18 protein-coding genes are annotated in these 18693 nt (G+C 70.5%); 5 read left to right on the top strand and 13 right to left on the bottom strand.

What is annotated here, in order from left to right; genetic code table 11:
• Positions 1–57: 57 nt before the first annotated feature.
• Together AB0N27_RS16745 and AB0N27_RS16750 are read right to left on the bottom strand one after the other, a co-directional pair.
• The gene (locus tag AB0N27_RS16745) at positions 58–801 is read right to left on the bottom strand and encodes an enoyl-CoA hydratase/isomerase family protein (protein ID WP_364369655.1); all 744 of its coding nucleotides are present in this window, start codon (positions 799–801) and stop codon (positions 58–60) included.
• Positions 798–1655 carry a 3-hydroxyacyl-CoA dehydrogenase family protein gene (locus AB0N27_RS16750; protein ID WP_364369657.1) on the bottom strand — a complete coding sequence of 286 codons (858 nt, stop codon included), beginning with the start codon at positions 1653–1655 and terminating at the stop codon, positions 798–800. Before AB0N27_RS16750 ends, AB0N27_RS16745 begins: the two co-directional genes overlap by 4 nt.
• Before the next feature lie 177 nt (positions 1656–1832).
• Between AB0N27_RS16750 and AB0N27_RS16755 the strand changes: the two genes are divergently transcribed.
• Entirely contained in the window at positions 1833–2120 is a 288-nt protein-coding gene (locus AB0N27_RS16755; protein ID WP_030491406.1) for a hypothetical protein, read from the top strand.
• Positions 2121–2169: 49 nt separating this feature from the next.
• Here the strand turns inward: AB0N27_RS16755 and AB0N27_RS16760 are convergent, their stop codons facing one another.
• Positions 2170–2949, bottom strand: a complete 780-nt coding sequence (locus AB0N27_RS16760; RefSeq protein WP_364369661.1) for a class I SAM-dependent methyltransferase — start codon at positions 2947–2949, stop codon at positions 2170–2172.
• Positions 2950–3003: 54 nt separating this feature from the next.
• On the opposite strand from AB0N27_RS16760, the gene AB0N27_RS16765 reads away from it, so the two are divergent.
• A complete protein-coding gene (locus AB0N27_RS16765) occupies positions 3004–3393 on the top strand; it encodes a PPOX class F420-dependent oxidoreductase (RefSeq protein ID WP_364369664.1) in 390 nt (129 codons plus the stop codon).
• Between the two features lie 66 nt (positions 3394–3459).
• On the opposite strand, the gene AB0N27_RS16770 is transcribed toward AB0N27_RS16765, so the two are convergent.
• Complete coding sequence (locus AB0N27_RS16770) at positions 3460–3669, bottom strand: BldC family transcriptional regulator (protein ID WP_007073996.1); 210 nt, start codon at positions 3667–3669, stop codon at positions 3460–3462.
• 250 nt (positions 3670–3919) lie between these two features.
• Positions 3920–4759, bottom strand: coding sequence for a hypothetical protein (locus AB0N27_RS16775; protein WP_364369667.1), 840 nt, complete (start codon positions 4757–4759; stop codon positions 3920–3922).
• A gap of 192 nt (positions 4760–4951) precedes the next feature.
• On the opposite strand from AB0N27_RS16775, the gene AB0N27_RS16780 reads away from it, so the two are divergent.
• Together AB0N27_RS16780 and AB0N27_RS16785 are read left to right on the top strand one after the other, a co-directional pair.
• Positions 4952–6034: a Glu/Leu/Phe/Val dehydrogenase dimerization domain-containing protein gene (locus tag AB0N27_RS16780; RefSeq protein ID WP_364369669.1), complete on the top strand. Its 1083-nt coding sequence runs from the start codon at positions 4952–4954 to the stop codon at positions 6032–6034.
• A 302-nt stretch (positions 6035–6336) separates the two neighbouring features.
• Positions 6337–6552, top strand: a complete 216-nt coding sequence (locus tag AB0N27_RS16785; RefSeq protein ID WP_007454329.1) for a DUF3073 domain-containing protein — start codon at positions 6337–6339, stop codon at positions 6550–6552.
• A 144-nt stretch (positions 6553–6696) separates the two neighbouring features.
• Here AB0N27_RS16785 and amcA read toward each other — a convergent pair whose 3' ends face one another.
• The 6 genes from amcA to AB0N27_RS16815 all read right to left on the bottom strand — a co-directional run bounded on the left by amcA (position 6697) and on the right by AB0N27_RS16815 (position 12960).
• Positions 6697–6933 (bottom strand): multiple cyclophane-containing RiPP AmcA, encoded by a 237-nt coding sequence (gene amcA / locus AB0N27_RS16790; protein ID WP_139586138.1) that lies wholly within the window; start codon positions 6931–6933, stop codon positions 6697–6699.
• Entirely contained in the window at positions 6902–8005 is a 1104-nt protein-coding gene (gene amcB / locus AB0N27_RS16795; RefSeq protein ID WP_364370796.1) for a cyclophane-forming radical SAM peptide maturase AmcB, read from the bottom strand. Before amcB ends, amcA begins: the two co-directional genes overlap by 32 nt.
• Before the next feature lie 174 nt (positions 8006–8179).
• Positions 8180–9334 carry a phosphoribosylformylglycinamidine cyclo-ligase gene (gene purM, locus AB0N27_RS16800; protein WP_364369673.1) on the bottom strand — a complete coding sequence of 385 codons (1155 nt, stop codon included), beginning with the start codon at positions 9332–9334 and terminating at the stop codon, positions 8180–8182.
• A 61-nt stretch (positions 9335–9395) separates the two neighbouring features.
• The gene (gene purF, locus AB0N27_RS16805; protein WP_364369676.1) at positions 9396–10934 is read right to left on the bottom strand and encodes an amidophosphoribosyltransferase; all 1539 of its coding nucleotides are present in this window, start codon (positions 10932–10934) and stop codon (positions 9396–9398) included.
• 1143 nt (positions 10935–12077) lie between these two features.
• Positions 12078–12377, bottom strand: a complete 300-nt coding sequence (locus AB0N27_RS16810) for a peptidase inhibitor family I36 protein (RefSeq protein ID WP_364369678.1) — start codon at positions 12375–12377, stop codon at positions 12078–12080.
• A gap of 229 nt (positions 12378–12606) precedes the next feature.
• Complete coding sequence (locus AB0N27_RS16815; protein ID WP_364369680.1) at positions 12607–12960, bottom strand: sterol carrier family protein; 354 nt, start codon at positions 12958–12960, stop codon at positions 12607–12609.
• 163 nt (positions 12961–13123) lie between these two features.
• Here AB0N27_RS16815 and AB0N27_RS16820 point away from each other — a divergent pair, with 163 nt between their 5' ends.
• On the top strand, positions 13124–15130 hold the full coding sequence (locus AB0N27_RS16820) for a carboxypeptidase-like regulatory domain-containing protein (protein ID WP_364369682.1): 2007 nt from the start codon (positions 13124–13126) through the stop codon (positions 15128–15130).
• A gap of 90 nt (positions 15131–15220) precedes the next feature.
• On the opposite strand, the gene AB0N27_RS16825 is transcribed toward AB0N27_RS16820, so the two are convergent.
• Both AB0N27_RS16825 and purL read right to left on the bottom strand, forming a co-directional pair.
• The gene (locus AB0N27_RS16825) at positions 15221–15976 is read right to left on the bottom strand and encodes a 2-phosphosulfolactate phosphatase (protein WP_364369685.1); all 756 of its coding nucleotides are present in this window, start codon (positions 15974–15976) and stop codon (positions 15221–15223) included.
• A 4-nt stretch (positions 15977–15980) separates the two neighbouring features.
• The gene (gene purL, locus AB0N27_RS16830; RefSeq protein WP_364369688.1) at positions 15981–18638 is read right to left on the bottom strand and encodes a phosphoribosylformylglycinamidine synthase subunit PurL; all 2658 of its coding nucleotides are present in this window, start codon (positions 18636–18638) and stop codon (positions 15981–15983) included.
• Between the last annotated feature and the right edge of the window lie 55 nt (positions 18639–18693).

An 18693-nucleotide genomic window follows, 5' to 3' on the forward strand; every position in this document is an offset into this window, starting at 1 on the left:
CGCAGACTCGAACGGCCGCACCGGCATCCCGGTGCGGCCGTTTTCGTCGTCCACGCGTCACCGCGTACGGCGTCGCTCCAGGAACTCGGTCATCCGGCGGCGCTTCTCGTCGTCCTCGAAGAGCACCGCCTGGCTGACCAGGTCGAGTTGCGGGTGCGCGGCGGCCGGCGCGTCCACCGCCAGTTTGGTCAGGCGCAGTGCCAGCGGCGAGCCCAGGGCGATCTCGTCAAGCAGGAGGTGCGCCACCTCCAGCAGCTCACCGGGCTCGTCCACCACCCGGTTCACCAGGCCGATCCGCAGCGCCTCGGCCGCATCCACCCGCCGGCCGGTGAACAACAGCTCCTTGGCCCGGCCCTCGCCCACGAGGGCGGGCAGCCGGTGGGTCGCGCCGGCGCCGGCCAGGATGCCCAACCGCACCTCCGGCTGACCGAAAACCGCACGCGCCGTGCACACCCGCAGATCGCAGGCGTACGCCAGCTCCGCGCCGCCGCCCAACGCCGGGCCGTCCACTGCTGCCACGGTCGGCATCGGCAGTGCCCGGATCCGGGCGAACGCCGCCGAATTGATCGCGGCGAGGGCGTCGGTGCGGCCCCGTTCGCGGAGTTCACCGATGTCCGCGCCACCGGCGAAGATGCCCGCCGTGCCGCCGGTGAGCAGCAGCAGCCGTGGCCGGGCCTCCAACTCCGCGCAGACCTGGTGCAGCTCGGCGATCAGGTCGGCGTCGATGGCGTTGCGCTTCTCCGGCCGGTCCAGGGTGACCACCAGCCGGTCCGGCCGTTCCTCGATCCGCAGGCCGCTCACTGCTTGACACCGCCTTCCCAGCTGTAGAAACCGTGCCCGGACTTCTTGCCCAGGCGCCCGGCGGCCACCATCTCCTCCAGCAGGGGCGGCGGGGCGAACCGGTCCCCGTACGCGGCCTGGAGGGTGCGGGCGATGTCCAGCCGCACGTCCAGGCCGACGAGGTCGGTGAGTTCCAGCGGGCCGATCGGGTGCCGGTAGCCGAGCACCATTGCCTTGTCGATGTCGGCCGGGCTGGCCACCTCGTCGGCGACCATCCGGATCGCCTCCAGCCCGAGGGTGACACCGAGTCGGGAGGTGGCGAAGCCGGGCATGTCGCGTACCACGACGGGGTCCTTGCCCAGCCGGCCGGCGAGCGCGACGGCCGCGGCGGTGGTCTCCTCGGCGGTGGCCGGGCCGACCACGATCTCCAGCAGGGCCATCGCCCACACCGGGTTGAAGAAGTGCAGGCCGAGGAAGCGCCCGGGCGCGTCCAGCCCGGCGGCCAGCTCGCCGATGGGGATGCTCGACGTGTTGCTGCCCAGCAACGCCGGGTCCAGCGCGGCGGCGGCACGCAGCACCGAGCGCTTGAGGTCGAGCCGCTCGGGCACCGCCTCGACGATCACCTCGGGGGCGGGCGCGACGTCGGCGACGCTCTGCCGCAGCGTGATCCGCTGCCGGTTCGCGGCGGCCTCGTCGGCGCTCAACTTCCCGCGCTGCACGGCCCGCTCCCACAGGTCGGCGAGCCGGTTCAGTGCCGCGGCGCCCCGCTGGGGGTCCACCTCGACCAGTTCCACGGCGTGCCCCGAACCGGCCGCCACGTACGCGATGCCCAGCCCCATCGTGCCGGCACCGACGACAACGAAACGATCGCTCATCACGCCTCCCTGTCCCGCCCGGCGGCGCGCGGGGTCCCCGCCACGCCGGGCCGGGTGATCCGCCCGCTCCGCTCGTTCATGGTGCGACCCTATTCAGCGCGAGGACCCGGCCCATGCGTGGGGGAGCGTGGGATCGGGTACTGACCAACGGTCAACCGAGGGAAGGACCGCACCGAAATGAGCCAGGCACCGGAGAGCGTCACCGACTCCGAGATCGTGGAGACCCGGGGCGACGAGCGGGTGGAGTTGCTGCGCGCCGACACCAACAACGACGGCAAGACCGACGTGTGGGTGGTGGACACCGACGGCGACGGCAAGGCCGACCTGTTCCAGTTCGACACCGACGGTGACGGCAAGGTGGACATCACCATGGTCGACATCGACGAGGACGGCCAGCCGGACGAGGTGGTCGACGGCGACGGCGGCCTCCCGCCCGAGCAGCTCCCCCCGACCGTCCAGGTCTGAGACGTACGACGGCCCCCCGCCTCCGCCCCGGAGCGCGGGGGTCGTCGCCTCAGTCGGCGAGGCGCAGGGTGGCGAGGTAGTAGGGGGCGTCCCGGTCGTCCACATCGGTGAGTCGCCATCCGCTGCCGTGCACCAGGGCGGCGAACTCGTCTGCCGAGCAGACCAGGTAGTCGAACCATTCGGTGCCCAGTTCGCGGTAGCGCAGCCGCAGCCTCAGCTGGCCGCCGAGCCGACCGCGCCGCCGGTTGCGCTCGTGGTAGGCGGTGTGCACCGGGTCGCGGGTGCCGTACGGGTCGGTGCCGTGCGCGATGATCTGCGCCCCCGGCCGGGCCAGGGCGGCGAGCGCGGCCAGGAACCCGGGTGCCCGGTGTCGGCCCTCGAAGAGCCCGAGGTTGTTGCCGAGCAGCAGGAACGTGTCGTACCGCTGGCCGTCGGCGACGTGGCTGTCCACCGTGCCGTGCACCAGCCGCCGCACGCCGCGACGCCGGCTCACCTCAAGCGCGCCCGCCGAGGTGTCCAGTCCGGTGACAGGTACGCCGCGCTCCTGGAGCAGCAGGGCGATCCGGCCGGCGCCGGTGCCGACGTCCAGGGTCTCGCCCCGGACGCGGTCCACGGCCCGGTGGTCGTACGGCTGCCAGTCGGCAGGCCCGTCCAGGTAGTGCGCTGCCGGCGCGCCGTTGATCAACCCGTCGTCGCGTTCGATGATCTCGATGACCGGTCGGGGCAGCCGGCCGCCGACAAGCGGTCGAGGACCCACCCCGGTGGCCACGGCGAGGGTGTCCCGCAGCAGTTCACCGATCACGTCACCGATTTGAGGCTCGCCCGTCACGACGTTCACGCTATCCGGCCACTCAGTGGCCCGTGGCAGCCGTATCCTGGCGGCGTGACCACGCTGGACCGGCTGTCGGCCGAGAAGTACATCCTGCTCACGACCTTCCGCAAGGACGGCCGGGCGGTGCCGACGCCGGTCTGGGCGGTACGCGACGGCGACGCGTTGGCGGTCTGGACCAGGGCCGACTCGGGCAAGGTGAAGCGGATCCGCCGCAACGGCGACGTGACTGTGGCGCCGTGCGACGTGCGGGGTCGTCCGCACGGGGCGGAGGTGCCGGCCCACGCGACGATCTGCGGCAATGGCGACATCGGTCGCATCCGCGATCTGCTCAAGCACAAGTACCGGCTGATCGGCCGCCTGAGCCTGCTCGGCAGTCGGCTGCGTCGCGGGGAGGGTGGCACGGTCGGCATCCGGGTCACGTTGACCGAGGGGGCGCGCTGACCCCGGGCACGGAAAGGGGCGGCGGATCGAGATCCACCGCCCCTTTCCGAAGAAACCCCTACCGGGTCAGTCGCCCTGCCGCTGCTGCGGGATCTGGCCCTGCAACAGCGCCCTGACCTCCGACTCGCGGTACCGACGGTGGCCACCCAGGGTGCGGATGGCGCTGAGCTTGCCGGCCTTGGCCCACCGGGTCACCGTCTTCGGGTCGACACGGAACATCGACGCCACCTCGGCCGGTGTGAGTAGCGGCTCTGGTTCGTGCGTTCGCGATGCCATCGGTCACTCCTCCACATGTATAGACATCGGCCGGGGTCCCGCCGGCCGACGCGTCTCCCATGGTCCGGCTAGTCCCCGATGTCCGACATGGGCCGAACGGATGAAGGTCCCTAGACGGACGGATGAACCATGCCCGATTTTTACGACTTTTACACGGCAGAAACTACCTTATTCGGACTCATGATCACGGTTCGTGATGCGTCAACTACGAGCCCACCTCGCCTTGGGAGCGCTCCTCGGGCAGTTTGCCCTAGTTGCACCGCTCCAGCAGCTGTACGGCACGCCACCGGGCCACCAACGTGTCGTACGCGGCCGACGCCTCCTCGGCCTCACCCCGGGACAGCCCCGCGAGGCCGCCGGCGACCAGCTCCGGCGAGTCGTCAGCGACCAGAGTCTCGTCGGAGAGCAGGTCGACCAGGCCGCCGTAGTCCAGCTCCACCACCGAACGCGGATGGAACTCCTCCAGCCAGCGGGCCGCCTCCTCCACCGCATCGGTGATCGGAGCCTCGCCCACCGACTTGCGCAGCACCGACAGCGCCCGCGACGAGCGCCGCCGAGCCTTGGAGATCTCGGTGCGGTAGCGCAACGCCCGCCGGCCCGGCTCCGTGACGAGGTCACGCTCCGCCGCCTCGAAGAGCACGAACCACCGCAGCGGTACGCCCCACGTCGCGATCTGCTCGTGGACGCGCGGCACCCCGTGCTCCAGCACCCGCGCGCCGCTGCGCCAGTCGTCCACCACCGCCCTGGCCTGCCCCGCGAGCACCGGCGGCACGAACGCGTCGGCGAGCACCGAGGGCACCCCGTCCCGGGCGCTGAGCGCCGCCTCAGCGACCCGGATGCGCAGGTTCCAGGGGCAGACCAGCAGGCTGTCGTCCGTCTCCAGGACGTACGCCTCCTCGGGCAGGTCGGGCAGCCTGGTCCAGCCGGCGCCCAACGCCTCGATGACCGCCGTCCGTTGCCGGACGGGACCCTCCACGGGCGCCACCGCCCGCCCCTCGGACACGTAGCGACGCCAGTAACTCTGACGCTCCCGGTCGAAGGCGGTCAGCGGCTCGTACACGCGCAGGTAAGAAGCGAAGAGCGACGGCACGGCGCGATCCTCCCACGAACCGCACACGAGCGCGGTCAGCGCCCGGACCACGCGCGCCGCAACGTGGGACGGCGGCGGCGCGTCGAGCACCCGCGCGGCGGCCGATACTAGGCTCGATCACACCGGCATCATCCCCGCCGGGGTCCACCAGGTCGCGTCCCACAAGGACGCACACCACTCCAGGAGCCAGCCATGGGCGTATTCGCGAGCACCGACGACCCGGTATCGACAGGTCACGAACAGGTCGTGTTCTGCCAGGACAAGCAGAGCGGCCTGAAGGCGATCATCGGGATCTACTCGACCGCGCTGGGGCCGGCGCTGGGCGGCACCCGGTTCTACCCGTACGCCAGCGAGGACGAGGCGCTCGCCGACGTGCTCGACCTGTCCCGGGGAATGGCGTACAAGAACGCGCTGGCCGGGCTCGACCTGGGCGGCGGCAAGGCGGTCATCTGGGGTGACCCGGAGCAGATCAAGAGCGAGGCGTTGCTGCGCGCGTACGGCCGCTTCGTGGAGTCGCTCGCCGGCCGGTACTACACCGCCTGCGACGTCGGCACGTACGTGGCGGACATGGACGTGATCGCCCGGGAGACCCGGTACGTGACCGGTCGCAGCGTCGAGCACGGTGGCGCCGGCGACTCGTCGATCCTCACCGCCTGGGGTGTCTTCCAGGGGATGCGGGCCGCCGCCGAGCACGTCTGGGGCACGCCGAGCCTGCGCGGCCGGCGGGTCGGCGTGGCGGGCCTGGGCAAGGTCGGCAAGTACCTGACCGGGCACCTGCTCGAGGACGGCGCCGAGGTGGTCGCCACCGACGTCAACCCGAAGGCGCTGGCCTGGGTCCGCGCCAACCACCCGCAGGTCACCCTTGTCGACGACGCCTCCGCGCTGGTCGCCGCCGACATCGACGTGTACGCCCCGTGCGCGCTCGGAGGCGCCCTGAACGACGACACCGTGCCGGCCCTGCGGGCCAAGGTGGTGACAGGTGCGGCCAACAACCAGCTCGCCCACCCGGGCATCGAGAAGCTGCTTGCCGACCGGGGCATCCTGTACACCCCGGACTACGTGGTGAACGCCGGTGGCGTGATCCAGGTGGCGGACGAGATCGAGGGCTTCAACTTCGACCGGGCGAAGCTGCGGGCGACCAAGATCTTCGACACCACCCGGGAGATCCTGCACCTGGCCGACGCCGAGGGCGTACCGCCGGCGGTGGCCGCGGACCGGCTGGCGGAGCGGCGGATGGCAGAGGTCGGCCGGCTGCGCACCATCCACCTGCGCTGACCTGCGCCCCGGAGGCGGATCGATCGGTATCCGCCTCCGGGCCCCTGCGCCGGCCCGTCTCGGTAGGCTGGAGTCAGGTCGAGTTTGGCGTGGTTTGTCCCGTGTCACGGGTGCTCTCCGCTCCGCTCCTTACCGGGTACACTGGGTGACGGCCGGATCGACGCGACGCGCAGAGCCGGCCGACGGTAACCCGAGGTGCCGAACGATGGCATCCCCATGTACCGTAAGAGCCACGAGAGATGCCTGACGTCATCGGGGCCCGCCTTCGGGCTGCCCCGCATTCTGTGCGAGGGGGTCGAGCCATGGGGCGCGGCCGTGCTAAGGCCAAGCAGACGAAGGTGGCGCGGGAGTTGAAGTACCACTCCCCGAACACCGACCTCACCGCCTTGCAGCGCGAACTGGCGGGTGCTGGTAAGTCTGAGCACCACTTCGACGACGACTCAAAAGAGTTCGTCGACGACGATGATGAGAATCATGCGGACGACGACCCGGATCCCTGGGTCCGCCCGACCCGCTGACCTCTCGACGTGAGCTGAGCACGCGGTGACCCCCGCGTGCTCACGCATGTGCCCGTCGGGAGCCGTATCGGCGCCGACGATCAGGGGCCTGCCCTGGCCGGGAAGTCACCCGGCCGGCCGACAGGCCCCTGATCGCGGCCACCCTCAGCGCGGCCTGTTGTTCCAGTTGTAGAAGGTCGGGATGTTCTCAAAGTGGTTCCAGGCGCAGACCGCGCTGGCGCCGTCGGAGCCTGACACCTCCGCCCGAAGCCGCCGCGCGTCCTCGGCCTCCTGAAGGAGCGCGACGAGCCCGGGGGCCGCCTCCCGTACCCGCTCGGTGACTCCGTCCGGAGCTTCGTCCGCTTCACGCTCAGGCCGCCGGTGACTGGTGGTCTCGGGCATGCTCCAACACTCCCTCCAATAGGCGGATCTTGCTGTTGCGGCAGTGCTCGGTCTCCGTACCGTCAAAACGCCCCAGCTCGAAGTAACGGTTGGCGGCATGGCCACCACCACAGAAGCCGAAGTACGGGCAGGTCGTGCGACAGGCCTCCACGCCTGCCAGGAACTCGCCCACCCAGGGCGTGGCCGCCGCGCCGGTGAGGATCTCGGCCAGCGGGGTGGCCAGCACGTTGCCGCTGCTGAAATCGCCGTAGCGGGCGTCCGTGAAGCCCGCCAGCTCCGGCGAGAGCACCGTCACCGAGCCGTCGTGCCCGATCGTCGGGATCGGGTCCAGCCGGCGGGGCAGCACCCCGTCCGCCGAATCGTCGAGGACCGCCGCGGCGTACCGCAGCGACCACTCGACCTCACGCAGGTGGATCCGGGGTTCCCGCCGCCAGGCCGACACCAGCTCGGCCCAGAACGCCGTCACCTCCGCCGGGTCATGGCGGTTGTCGCGGGTGTTGACGCCCTCGGTCTCCTCGATGTTGATGCCCAGCACGTCACAGCCCAGCTCGAGGAAGTAGTCGTACAGCTCGGTGGCGAGCCCCGACTCCGGTCGGGACACCACTGCCAGCGCGGAGAACGGCAGGCCGTGCCGGCGAAGCGCGGCGACACCGCGCAGGATCCGGTCGTACGCCGGCTGGCCGCCCCGGTTGACCCGGTCGCCGTTGCGCTCCCTCGGCCCGTCCACGCTGACGCTCACCCGCACCTCGTGCCTGGCGAAGAAGTCACACCACTCGTCGTCGATCAACGTGGCGTTGGTCTGCACGTGGTGTTCCACAGCGGGACCGAACGGCGCGATCAGGGCCGCCAGGTGCTCCCGGCCCGTGGCCAACGGCTCCCCGCCGTGCCACACCACCGAGAACCGACCCGCCGTCGCCCACGGATTGACCGCAGAGGCCACCGCCTCGGCCACCGGCACAGGCATCCGCCGGTCGTCGGCCCGGAACGGCAGATAGCAGTACGCGCAGTCCAGGTTGCACAGGGTGGTGGGCTGCATGACGACGTACGACGGAACCGCGGCGAGGCCGCGCATTCCGCTGAACGACTGTCCCCGAGCAGCCATCGCCCTCCTCCGCCTGGCCTGAGAGGCGGTCGGTAAGCCGCGAGGCGGCTCCCGAGCGTCTCTGAAGGGTGCCCTTCAGGCTAGGCGGCAATGGCCACTCGGGTGAAGCCCTGATCAGGTGCCCGTACGATCACCGGACTGTGATCATCCGCGGGTGTGCTGGCCGACCATCTGCACGTTGCCGGTGCCCTCGATGATCTCGCCGGCCTGCCACGCCTCGACCCCACGGCCGGTAAGCGTCGCCAGCGCCCGGTCGGCGTCCTCGGCCGAGACGATCGCGAACATGCCGACGCCCATGTTGAAGGTCGACTCCATGTCGTGGTCGTCGATCCGGCCCTTCGACTGGATCAGGTCGAAGACCGGCTGCGGCTTCCAGGTGGAGCGGTTGACAACGGCGTCCACGTGCTCGGGCAGCACCCGGACCAGGTTGCCGGGAATGCCGCCACCGGTGATGTGGGACAGGGCCCGCACGTCGGCCTCGGCGATCAGCTTGAGGCAGTCCTTGGCGTAGATCTTGGTCGGGGTGAGCAGCTCCTCGCCGAGGGTCCGCTGCCGGCCGAAGTCGTCGATCACGATGTCCAGTCGCATCCGCGCGGCCCCGAGCAGCACGTGCCGGACCAGCGAGTACCCGTTCGAGTGCAGACCGGACGAGCGCATGGCGATCACCACGTCGCCCACCTGCACGCGGTCGGGGCTGAGGATGTCGGCCTCCTCGACCACGCCGACACCAGTGGCGGAGATGTCGTACTCGTCCGGGCGCAGGACGCCCGGGTGCTCGGCGGTCTCCCCGCCCAGCAGCGCGCAGCCCGCGTACCGGCAGCCGTCGGCGATGCCCGCGCCGATCTCGGCGACCTTGTCCGGAACGACCTCGCCGGTGGCGATGTAGTCGAGCAGGAACAGCGGCTCGGCGCCACAGGCCACCAGGTCGTCGACGACCATCGCGACCAGGTCGATGCCGACCGTGTCGTGGATGTCCATCTGCTGGGCGATCACCAGCTTGGTGCCCACGCCATCGGTGGACGACGCCAGGATCGGGCTCTTGTACTTCTTCGTGTCCAGCCGGAACAGGCCGGCGAAGCCGCCGAGGTCACCCAGCACCTCGGGACGGCGGGTCTGGCGCACCTTCGACTTGAGCAGCTCCACCGCGCGGTCGCCCGCGTCGATCGAGACGCCGGCGTCGGCGTACGAGACCGAGCGTTTGCGCGCCTGGCGGCCGGCGCCGCCCGTCCAGGGCTGGCGGTCGCCGCCGGCGCCGGTCGGGCTGCTTCCTGCGCCGCTGCGCTCGGACACGTGCGTCACGGTTCTCCCCTTTGTGGTTCTCGGTGCCGCGCCGGCGGTGGCCGGGCCGCGCCGGTTGGTGCTACGGGCGGTTTGCGGTCACGCCACCAGGAGTGGCGACGAACGAGCCGTTGGTGTGCGGGGCCTCCGGCGCCGACTCGGCGACCCGTCGGCCCACCCCTTCGAGCACGTGCTTGCCGATCAGGTTGCCGGCCGGCAGCTCGATCGGGTACTCCCCATCGAAACACGCCCGACACAGCCGGGTCTTCGGCTGCTCGGTCGCGGCGATCAGGCCGGGAAGCGAAACGTAGCCCAGCGTGTCGGCGCCGATCGAGCGCCGGATGCCGTCGTTGTCCAACCCGTTGGCCAGCAGTTCCGCCCGGGTGGCGAAGTCGATCCCGTAGAAACAGGGCCAACTTACCGGCGGGGACGAGATGCGGACGTGCACCTCCAGCGCGCCCGCCTCGCGCAGCATCCGGACGATGGCCCGCTGGGTGTTGCCCCGGACGATCGAGTCGTCCACCACCACGAGCCGCTTGCCGCGCACGTTCTGCCGCAGCGGGTTGAGCTTGAGCCTGATGCCGAGCTGACGCAGGGTCTGCGACGGCTGGATGAAGGTGCGCCCCACGTACGGGTTCTTCATGAGGCCGGCGCCGTAGGTGATGCCGGACGCCTCCGCGTAACCGATCGCGGCCGGGGTGCCGGACTCGGGCACCGGGATCACCAGGTCGGCCTCGACCGGATGCTCCTTGGCCAACTGCCGGCCGATCTGCACCCGCGCCGCGTGCACGTTGCGCCCGGCGATCGTGGCGTCCGGACGCGCGATGTAGACGTACTCGAAGAGGCAGCCCTTCGGCTCCGGCGCGGCGAACCGGGTGGACCGCAGCCCGTCCTCGTCGATCGCGATCAGCTCGCCCGGCTCGACCTCGCGAACCACGCTGGCGCCGACGATGTCCAGGGCGGCGGTCTCGCTGGCCACCACCCAGCCGCGTTCGAGTCGGCCGAGCACCAGCGGGCGTACGCCGTGCGGGTCACGGGCCGCGTAGAGCGTCGACTCGTCCATGAAGACGAAGCTGAAGGCGCCCCGCAGCTGCGGCAGCACCTCCATCGCGGCCGCCTCGACCGACAGATCCGGGCGGCTGGCCAGCAGCATGGTCACCAGGGAGGTGTCGTTTGTCGAGCCGTCCGCGACTAGGCCGCGCTCGGCGACCTCCTTCTCCAGTTCGGCGGTGTTGACCAGGTTGCCGTTGTGGGCAAGCGCGATGGTGGTGCCCGAGCTGGTCGACCGGATGGTCGGCTGGGCGTTCTCCCAGTTCGACGCGCCGGTCGTGGAGTAGCGGGCGTGCCCGATCGCCAGGTGGCCACGCAGGCTTGCCAGGGTGGGCTCGTCGAAGACCTGGGCCACCAGGCCGAGATCCTTGTAGACCACCACACCGGAGCCGTCGCTCACCGCGATGCCCGCCGCCTCCTGGCCACGGTGCTGAAGGGCGTAGAGGCCGAAGTAGGTCAGGTTGGCAACTTCTTCGCCGGGGGCCCAGACACCGAAGACGCCACAGGCGTCCTGTGGGCCGGGTCGTTGGGGATCAAGGTCGTGGCTCAAACGGCCGTCGCCTCGGGGCACTACCGCTCCCTCACGCTGGTCTGGACCGGCCTGGCGGGGATCACGGGGCGGATCCACACTCCTGGGCCGGGACCACTGTCGTCGCCTGACAGTGTACGCGAACAGCTGTCGATACAGAAGGTTACGAAGCGCTCTCGCAGCGTAATTACGCCGGGGTGCGTGGCAGCCAAGGACGTCCGGAATCGGTGGGCAAAGGTTGACCGTTGGACCGGAACAGATCCCGCAGTCCACTAGGGCTGCGGCTCGGCTATCTGGCCGGCCGATTTGCGCTTGCTTAAGTTCAGATTGGCGAGGTCGACTCACAGGGGACCCTGGCCGGCAATGGCCATTAATCCGGCGACCAGATGTTACTGGTTACCACGTCTGGCAGGTGAACCTGGTTATTCCGCCAAGTCGGGCGAACACTTCAGGGGTCGCGCGGTTCGCTGCTCAGCCGATCAAAAATGCCGTTGACTCGCCGTTGGCCCACATCGTTGTCCTACCCTGGTTCATTGCCGAAGCCCGACCGGGCCAGGTTCACAATTGACGCTTCACCGCCCAGCCCTGGACCTTCACCTTGCGCCCAAAGCAAAAAAAACTCTGTCCTGCGCAACTGCAGGTCGACAAGTAATCTAAAGCGCTCCGCAGTCCCTAGCAACGTGGCCCGGCAAACAATGACACCACCGTCCACCGGAGCAACGACATCAACCAGGGGTTGAACGTATGGTAGCGGCGCCAGCAGCATTCATCAGAAGCCTTCCAAGGAGGTGATTCTACGGTAAGCCAATTTGCCGTCGGCGAACTGCTGGAAGTCGGAGAAGGACACCGCGCCGATCAAGCACAGATGAAAGTGTCATTGCTTACCCCAAACTAAACGCTTCGAGGTCGACGTCCTTGAGGCATTGACTGAGTGGTCGCCTACAGCATTCCGCTCCCATGACATCTAGTGCCGTCAAGCCGCAAGCGGAGCGGGGGAAGCGCGTCCACTGAGCGCAATAGAGTCCTTCGAGCCTTCGCTTCGTAGCTGCAGAGCATTCGGACATAGCATTGCCGGACCCTCTCGTCCACCAGGCTGGAAATACCTGTGGGACGAGGCGAGTCCGGCGACCCCCTTGCCTTTCCAGAGGTCGAGTCAATCGCCTCAAGAAGGCGAGTGAATGCTAATTAGAGAGTAAGAAATCGGAAGCTGTGCGCGGCGAAGCCGAAGTTCGGCGCCGAGCCGTAGCTAGCGACAGTCACGGAAGATCCAGTGCAATTACTCGCACTGTAGTAGCGATAGGTGCCGATAGCGCGGTTATAGGCCGACCGAGGATAGTACGAGCCAATCTTTCTACACTCAGTGGTTAAGCTTCCACTGGGGTCCCAGTAAGCAAAGGTGCCCGAATAGTTAGCACTCCCCCACTCACAAAGCCAGCCCGTGCTGGTGCACTCACTCTTGGCCGCCTGGGCCGGAGAAGCCACCACAACGCTCGCGAGTGCACCTATTACAAGACTTGCCGCGAAGAGCCTTCGGGCCCCAGTGGTTCTCAACGAAACGCCTCCTATGTAAATTTACGTCAATGCCCTCATCAACCCTAGCGGTTGAGTTGGACGCACACAACATCCGCCAGCATTTCCATCGATTTACTCAGTGATGAACCCGTGGACGCCCACGAGCATGGGGAGGATGAATTCCTGGCGCGTAGATCACCGACTACAGAGGTAGAAATGCGGAAATATCCGCCCGCGACCCACCCACCTGGACCCGACCGTCGGTGACCGCCTGCGCCCAGTCGATCCGGCCGAGCGCCAACGCGAGCCAGGTTTCGGGCGACATCTCGACCACATTTGGCGGGGTTCCTCTGGTGTGTCGAGGACCGGGGACGCACTGGATCGCCCCGTATGGTGGGACCCGTACCTCCACCGATCGGCCCGGGGCACGCTCCGCGAGGACAGCCAACAACGTCCGGACCGCTTCCCGGAACACCGACCGTTCGGGTGTACGCCCCTCGTCGAGCGCCGACAACACCGCCGCAACCGCGACGGACTTACTGTACGGAGAGGACACGACGGGACGATACGACCCGCAGGTCGAACACTCGACGCTGGCCCTGGGTCGCGCCGATCCAGTGAGACAAGGCATAGTTGCCGACGGCGTATTCGTACCGTGATGATCCCCCGGCCCGGCGCCCTGCCGGTCACCAGGGAAGTCAGCCCGGAAGGCGGTGGACGTGTCAACACACCGACGTGCCTGGAAGCAGCGGGCCGGTGTGGTCGTAGCGCTGGTTGCCGGCGCTCTGCTCGCCGTCCCCGCCACACCAGCAATGGCCGCAGAGGTAGACGTTTCCCCCGGCTCGGTCTCGGTAAACGCCGGCAGCGACGCCACGATCACCGTGCGCGTGACGCCAGGTGACAACGACCGCAGAGCCAAGATCAGTCTCTCGGGCCTGCCGTCGGGCGTCAGCTGCGCCAGCGGTTGCGGCGACGTGGACTTCCCCGGCCTCGGCAATCCCCAGGCGAGGTCCGTGCTGGTCCGGATCGCGGCAAACGACAACGCCAGCGACGGCACGGCTACCGTCACGGTCGCCGTCGAGGCCGACTCGGGCCCGGACACCGCCACTGTCGCGCTTTCCGTGAAGGGCAAGGCCGCTCCGCCACCGCCGCAGAACCAGACCGTGAAGTCGGTCGCCGGCAAGGTGGTCGCGCAGACCGACGGCAAGGCCGTGCCGAACGCGTTCGTGGTCCTCCAGGACAGCGCCGGCCACCGGTACGACGCTATGAGCGACGGCAGCGGCAACTTCAAGTTCACCGGCACCACGCAGAGCCCGATCGCCCCCGGGCGGATCGACCTGGGTGCGTCGTTCGACAACATCAAGGCGTTCAAGTCCTTCAGCGCCAATGCGGGGCAGTCCGTCAGCGGGCAGCGGATCACCTTGGCGATCAAGGCCGAGGCGACGCCCAGCGCGACTCCGTCCCCCACTGCCGAGGCGCTTCCCACCGACGAGGCGACCGAGGAAGGCGCCGAGGAGCAGCCGTCCGAGGCGGCCAGCCCGGGCGCCGCCGCGAACGCCTCGAACGAGGACGACGGCGGCGGCTTCGGCTCGTACCTGATCATCCTGCTCGGCGGTCTGCTGGTGGCCGCCGGCGTCGGCACGATCGTGCTGCTCTGGATGCGGCGCAAGGAGAACGGCGACGATGAGGACGCTCCGGACGGCGCCGGCGCGGCCGGCGCGGTGCCGGCTGCCCGTGGCGCGTTCCGGGGCGGCGACGACCAGACCCGGGTGGTCAACCGGGCCGGAGGCGGACCTGACCCGACCATGGTGGGTGGTGCGGCGCTGAGCGAGGCGCCGACGATGATGCACCGCCCGGTGGTCGACGACGTTCCCCCGGACCCGTACGGCGCGCCCGCGCAGCCCTACGGCGCGGCGGGCGGGCAGGGCTGGGGCGGCACGGGCTACGGCGACGAGCCGGCGCCCGGTGGCTACGGCGCGGGCGGCTACGGCAACGCTCCCGCCTCGGGTGGCGGCTACGGCACGGCGGCGGCCCCCGAGGGTTACGGTGCCGGAGCGGCAGGTGACGGCTACGGCGCGACGCCTGGCTCCGGCGCGGGTTACGGCGCCGCGCCCTCCTCGGGCGGCGGCTACGGGAGCCGTGACTACACGGCTCCGGCCGGCGCGGCTGGTTACCCGCCGGCTCCCGCCGGTGGCGCCCCCTACGGCGAGCGCTTCGACGAGCCGACCGGCCGGTACACAGGCGACACGCAGTACCCGGCTCCGGCCGACCCGTACGCCACAGGCGTCTACCAGCCGGAGCAGGGCCAGGGCTACGGCCAGCCCGACCCGACGGCCCCGTACAGCGGTCGCCAGGCCGAGCCGACCGGCGGCTACGGCCAGCAGGCCGGCGGGTACGACCAGGGCGGCTACGGCCAGCAGGCCGGCGGGTACGACCAGGGCGGCTACGGCCAGGAACCTCCGGCGCAGCGCGGCGGCTACGACGACCGGGGCTACGACCAGGGTGGCTACGGGCAGCAGGGCGGCGGGTACGACCAGGGTGGCTACGGCCAGGAACCTCCGGCGCAGCGCGGCGGCTACGGCCAGGAACCTCCGGCACAGCGCGGCGGCTACGACGAGCCGGGCTACGACCAGGGCGGCTACGGGCAGCAGGCCGGCCGCGCCCGGCCGGACGGCCCGCCGCCGACCGAGCGGGGCGGCCGACGCCTCGACTGGCTGGACGACTGACCCCCACCACAGCGCGAGAAACGGCCACCCGGTTTTTCCGGGTGGCCGTTCCGCTGTGCTGAAGGTGGCGAGCAGTGCGCGCCGCGTCTGTCAGGCGGCGGAGAAGACACCCTGACGGAGCACCGGTACGACATTCGATACGCCCACCCGGACGGCGACCTCGACGTCCTCGCCGAAGCCGCTCTCGGTCAGCTCCCGGCCGGAGACGCTGCCCCGGACCGCGGCGGGCACGTCCGGGGTGCTGGCCAGCGCGGCGAGCGCCATCGCCGCCTCCACGGAGAGCCCGTCCGGTACGCCGGAGAGGGCGTCGAGCACACTCGCCGCGCCGAGCAGGTCCTCCACCGACGGGCGCAGCGACCCGTCCGGCCACCGCTCGCCCGAGGCGATCACGCCGATCGGGGCGTCAAGCGTCCCGTACCCCTGGCGGCTCAGCCACCGCCCGACGGCGTGTGCGTTACGCAGGCACCCCGCGACCACCGGCAGGCCTGTGGCGCTGGCTGCGGCGCTGATGGCCGAGCCGTTCGGCGACGGCAGCACGAGGTCCGCCACCACCGGCGCGGTGCTCAACGCGGCGGGCGACAGCGACCACGGATGGTCCGCTGTCGTCTGTCGCCGGCCCACCGCGGCCACCGCGCCGACCCGCACCGCGTAGTCGGCGGCCTGCTCACCCCACGGAAACGGATGCACCCGCATGCCCCGGGCCACCGCCACCTCGACGGCGGTGGTGAACGACAGCACGTCCACCACCACCAGCGCCGCGCAGACCCGGCCGAGTTCGGCCGCCCCGGTCAATCCCCAGTCGAACCGAGCGCCCGATCCGGGTTGGCCGTGGACGGCAGCGGCCAACGCCTCAGCGCTCGTCAGGCGTCGGCTCGGTGTCACCGGTGTCCGACTCGGACTGCTCCGAACCGATCGGCTCGACGGCACCGGTCTCCGGGGAGGGCCCCGAGGAGGCGATGGGCTCGGAGAGCACCTCGGCCGGGTCGACCGGCTCCGCCGGAGCGGCCGGCAGCGGCACACCCTCGACGGCACCCGCCACACCGGCGGCCGGTGCGGGCACCTCGACTGCCGCCGTACCCCCGAAGAGGCGCGGCAACGTCTCGGTGTGCGCGGCGCGCAGCTCGTCCAGGCCGATCCGGAACTGGCCGTGCACCTCGAGCGCACCGCCGGTCGGATCGGTGACGCCGATCAGTTCGAACGGCACGCCCCGCTCGGCGCAGAGCGCCGCGAACGCCTTGTCGTGACCGCGCGGGACCGACACGAGCGCCCGCGTGGCGGACTCGCTGAACAGGTACACGAACGGCATCGAACCGCCGGCGAACTGCTCCGGCACCGCGATCCGGGCGCCGACGCCACGGCGCAGGCAGGACTCCACAAGGCTCTGGGCGAGCCCACCGTCGGAGAGGTCGTGCGCGGAGGCCAGGTGACCCACCCGGGCGGCCTCGGCCAGCAGGTCGGCCAGCGCCTTCTCCCGGGCGAGGTCGATCTGCGGCGGGATGCCGCCCAGGTGCTCGTGCGTCACCCAGGCCCACTCCGAGCCGGACAGCTCCACGTTCGTCTCGCCGAGCAGGTAGAGCTGGTCGTGGTCGCCGCCGGGGCGCGGGACGAAGCCCATCGGCACCCGGTCGGCCACGTTGTCCAGCACGCCCAGCACGCCGACCACCGGGGTCGGGTGGATGGCCGCCGCACCTGTCTGGTTGTAGAAGCTGACGTTGCCGCCGGTGACCGGGATGCCCAGCTCCAGGCAGCCGTCCGCGAGGCCGCGCACGGCCTCGGCGAACTGCCACATGACACCCGGGTCCTCCGGGGAGCCGAAGTTGAGACAGTCGGTCACGGCGATCGGCTTCGCGCCTGTCACCGCCACGTTCCGGTACGCCTCGGCGAGGGCCAGCTTCGCGCCGTTGTACGGGTCGAGCCGGGCGTACCGGCCGTTGCCGTCCACCGACAGCGCCACACCGAGCCCGGTGCGCTCGTCGAGTCGGATCACACCGCCGTCCTCCGGCTGGGCGAGGACCGTGTTGCCCAGCACGTAACGGTCGTACTGCTCGGTGACCCAGGTCTTGTCGGCGAGGTTCGGCGACGCGATCATGCGCAGCACGGTCTCCCGCAGCGCCTCCGGGTCGGCCGGGCGGGGCAGCGTCTCGGCCCGGTCGGCCTGGAGCAGGATCAGGTCGGCCGGCTCCCGCATCGGGCGGGCGTAGACCGGGCCGTCGTCCACAAGTGAGCCCGGCGGCACGTCGACGACCAGGTGGTCCTGCCAGGTGATCAGCAGTCGACCCGGGCGGCCGTCCGGCTCCGGGGCGGTGACCTCACCGATCGCGGTGGCGAGCACGCCCCACTTCTCGCAGGTCTTGAGCACCGCGTCGAGCTTGTCCGGCTCGACGACGAGCAGCATCCGCTCCTGCGACTCGCTGGCCAGGATCTCGTGCGGGTCCATCGAGGGCTCGCGCAGCGGCACCCGCTCCAGCCAGACCCGCATGCCGGTGCCGGCCGCGGCGGCGGTCTCGGTGAGCGCGCAGGTCAACCCGGCGCCGCCGAGGTCCTGGATGCCGACGACGAGCTGGCCGTCGTACAGCTCCAGGCACGCCTCGATCAGCAGCTTCTCGGTGAACGGGTCACCGACCTGCACGGCGGGGCGGCGGGCCTCGCTGCCCTCGTCGAAGGTGGCGCTGGCCAGCACCGACACACCGCCGATGCCGTCCCGGCCGGTCTTGGCGCCCATCAGCACCACGACATTGCCCGGACCGGCGGCGGCCTTGTTCTGGAGCCGGTCGACAGGCAGCACGCCGAGGCAGAGCGCGTTGAGCAGCGGGTTGCCCTGGTAGGAGGGGTCGAAGACCAGCTCGCCACCGATGTTGGGCAGGCCCAGGCAGTTGCCGTAGCCGCCCACGCCGGCGACGACGCCTGTGAGCACCCGGGCGGTGTCCGGGTGGTCCGCGGCACCGAAGCGCAGCGGGTCCATCACCGCGATCGGGCGGGCGCCCATGGCGAGGATGTCCCGGACGATTCCGCCGACGCCCGTCGCCGCACCCTGGTACGGCTCGACGAAACTCGGGTGGTTGTGCGACTCGACCTTGAAGGTCACCGCGAGCTGGTCGGACACCTGCACCACACCGGCGTTCTCACCGATGCCGGCGAGCAGCCTGTCGCTCTGCGGGGCCTTCTCGCCGAACTGCCGCAGGTGCACCTTGCTCGACTTGTAGGAGCAGTGCTCACTCCACATGATCGAGTACATGGCCAGCTCGGACTGGGTGGGCCGGCGGCCGAGGATCTGCCGGATCCGGTCGTACTCGTCGTCGCGGAGCCCCAGCTCGGTGTACGGCTGAAGCTCGCCCGGGGTGCCGTTCGCGCGCGGCACGGTGTCCACGCCGTCGGTCCAGTCGGCGATCGCCGGCTCGGCCGGAGCGGCCGCCGGGGCGACGGGCTGCGCCGGGAGCGGTTCGGCCGACTGCGCCGGGGCGGAGTACGCCTCCGGTGTGTCGCGTACCGGGTCCGGATGGGTGGTCATGACCTCTCCTCGCTGCGCTCGTGCCCGCCAGACCGGCGGTTGAGCAGACCGATGA

The organism is Micromonospora sp. NPDC093244, from assembly GCF_040683695.1.
GTDB lineage: Bacteria > Actinomycetota > Actinomycetes > Mycobacteriales > Micromonosporaceae > Micromonospora.

Excerpts from the sequence above, each read along its gene's own strand:
- purL (WP_364369688.1), bottom strand. The coding sequence starts at position 18,638 with ATGACCACCCATCCGGACCCGGTACGCGACACACCGGAGGCGTACTCC.
- AB0N27_RS16750 (WP_364369657.1), bottom strand. The coding sequence starts at position 1,655 with ATGAGCGATCGTTTCGTTGTCGTCGGTGCCGGCACGATGGGGCTGGGC.
- AB0N27_RS16770 (WP_007073996.1), bottom strand. The coding sequence starts at position 3,669 with ATGGCATCGCGAACGCACGAACCAGAGCCGCTACTCACACCGGCCGAG.
- AB0N27_RS16785 (WP_007454329.1), top strand. The coding sequence starts at position 6,337 with ATGGGGCGCGGCCGTGCTAAGGCCAAGCAGACGAAGGTGGCGCGGGAG.
- amcB (WP_364370796.1), bottom strand. The coding sequence starts at position 8,005 with ATGCGCGGCCTCGCCGCGGTTCCGTCGTACGTCGTCATGCAGCCCACC.
- amcA (WP_139586138.1), bottom strand. The coding sequence starts at position 6,933 with ATGCCCGAGACCACCAGTCACCGGCGGCCTGAGCGTGAAGCGGACGAA.
- AB0N27_RS16755 (WP_030491406.1), top strand. The coding sequence starts at position 1,833 with ATGAGCCAGGCACCGGAGAGCGTCACCGACTCCGAGATCGTGGAGACC.
- AB0N27_RS16780 (WP_364369669.1), top strand. The coding sequence starts at position 4,952 with ATGGGCGTATTCGCGAGCACCGACGACCCGGTATCGACAGGTCACGAA.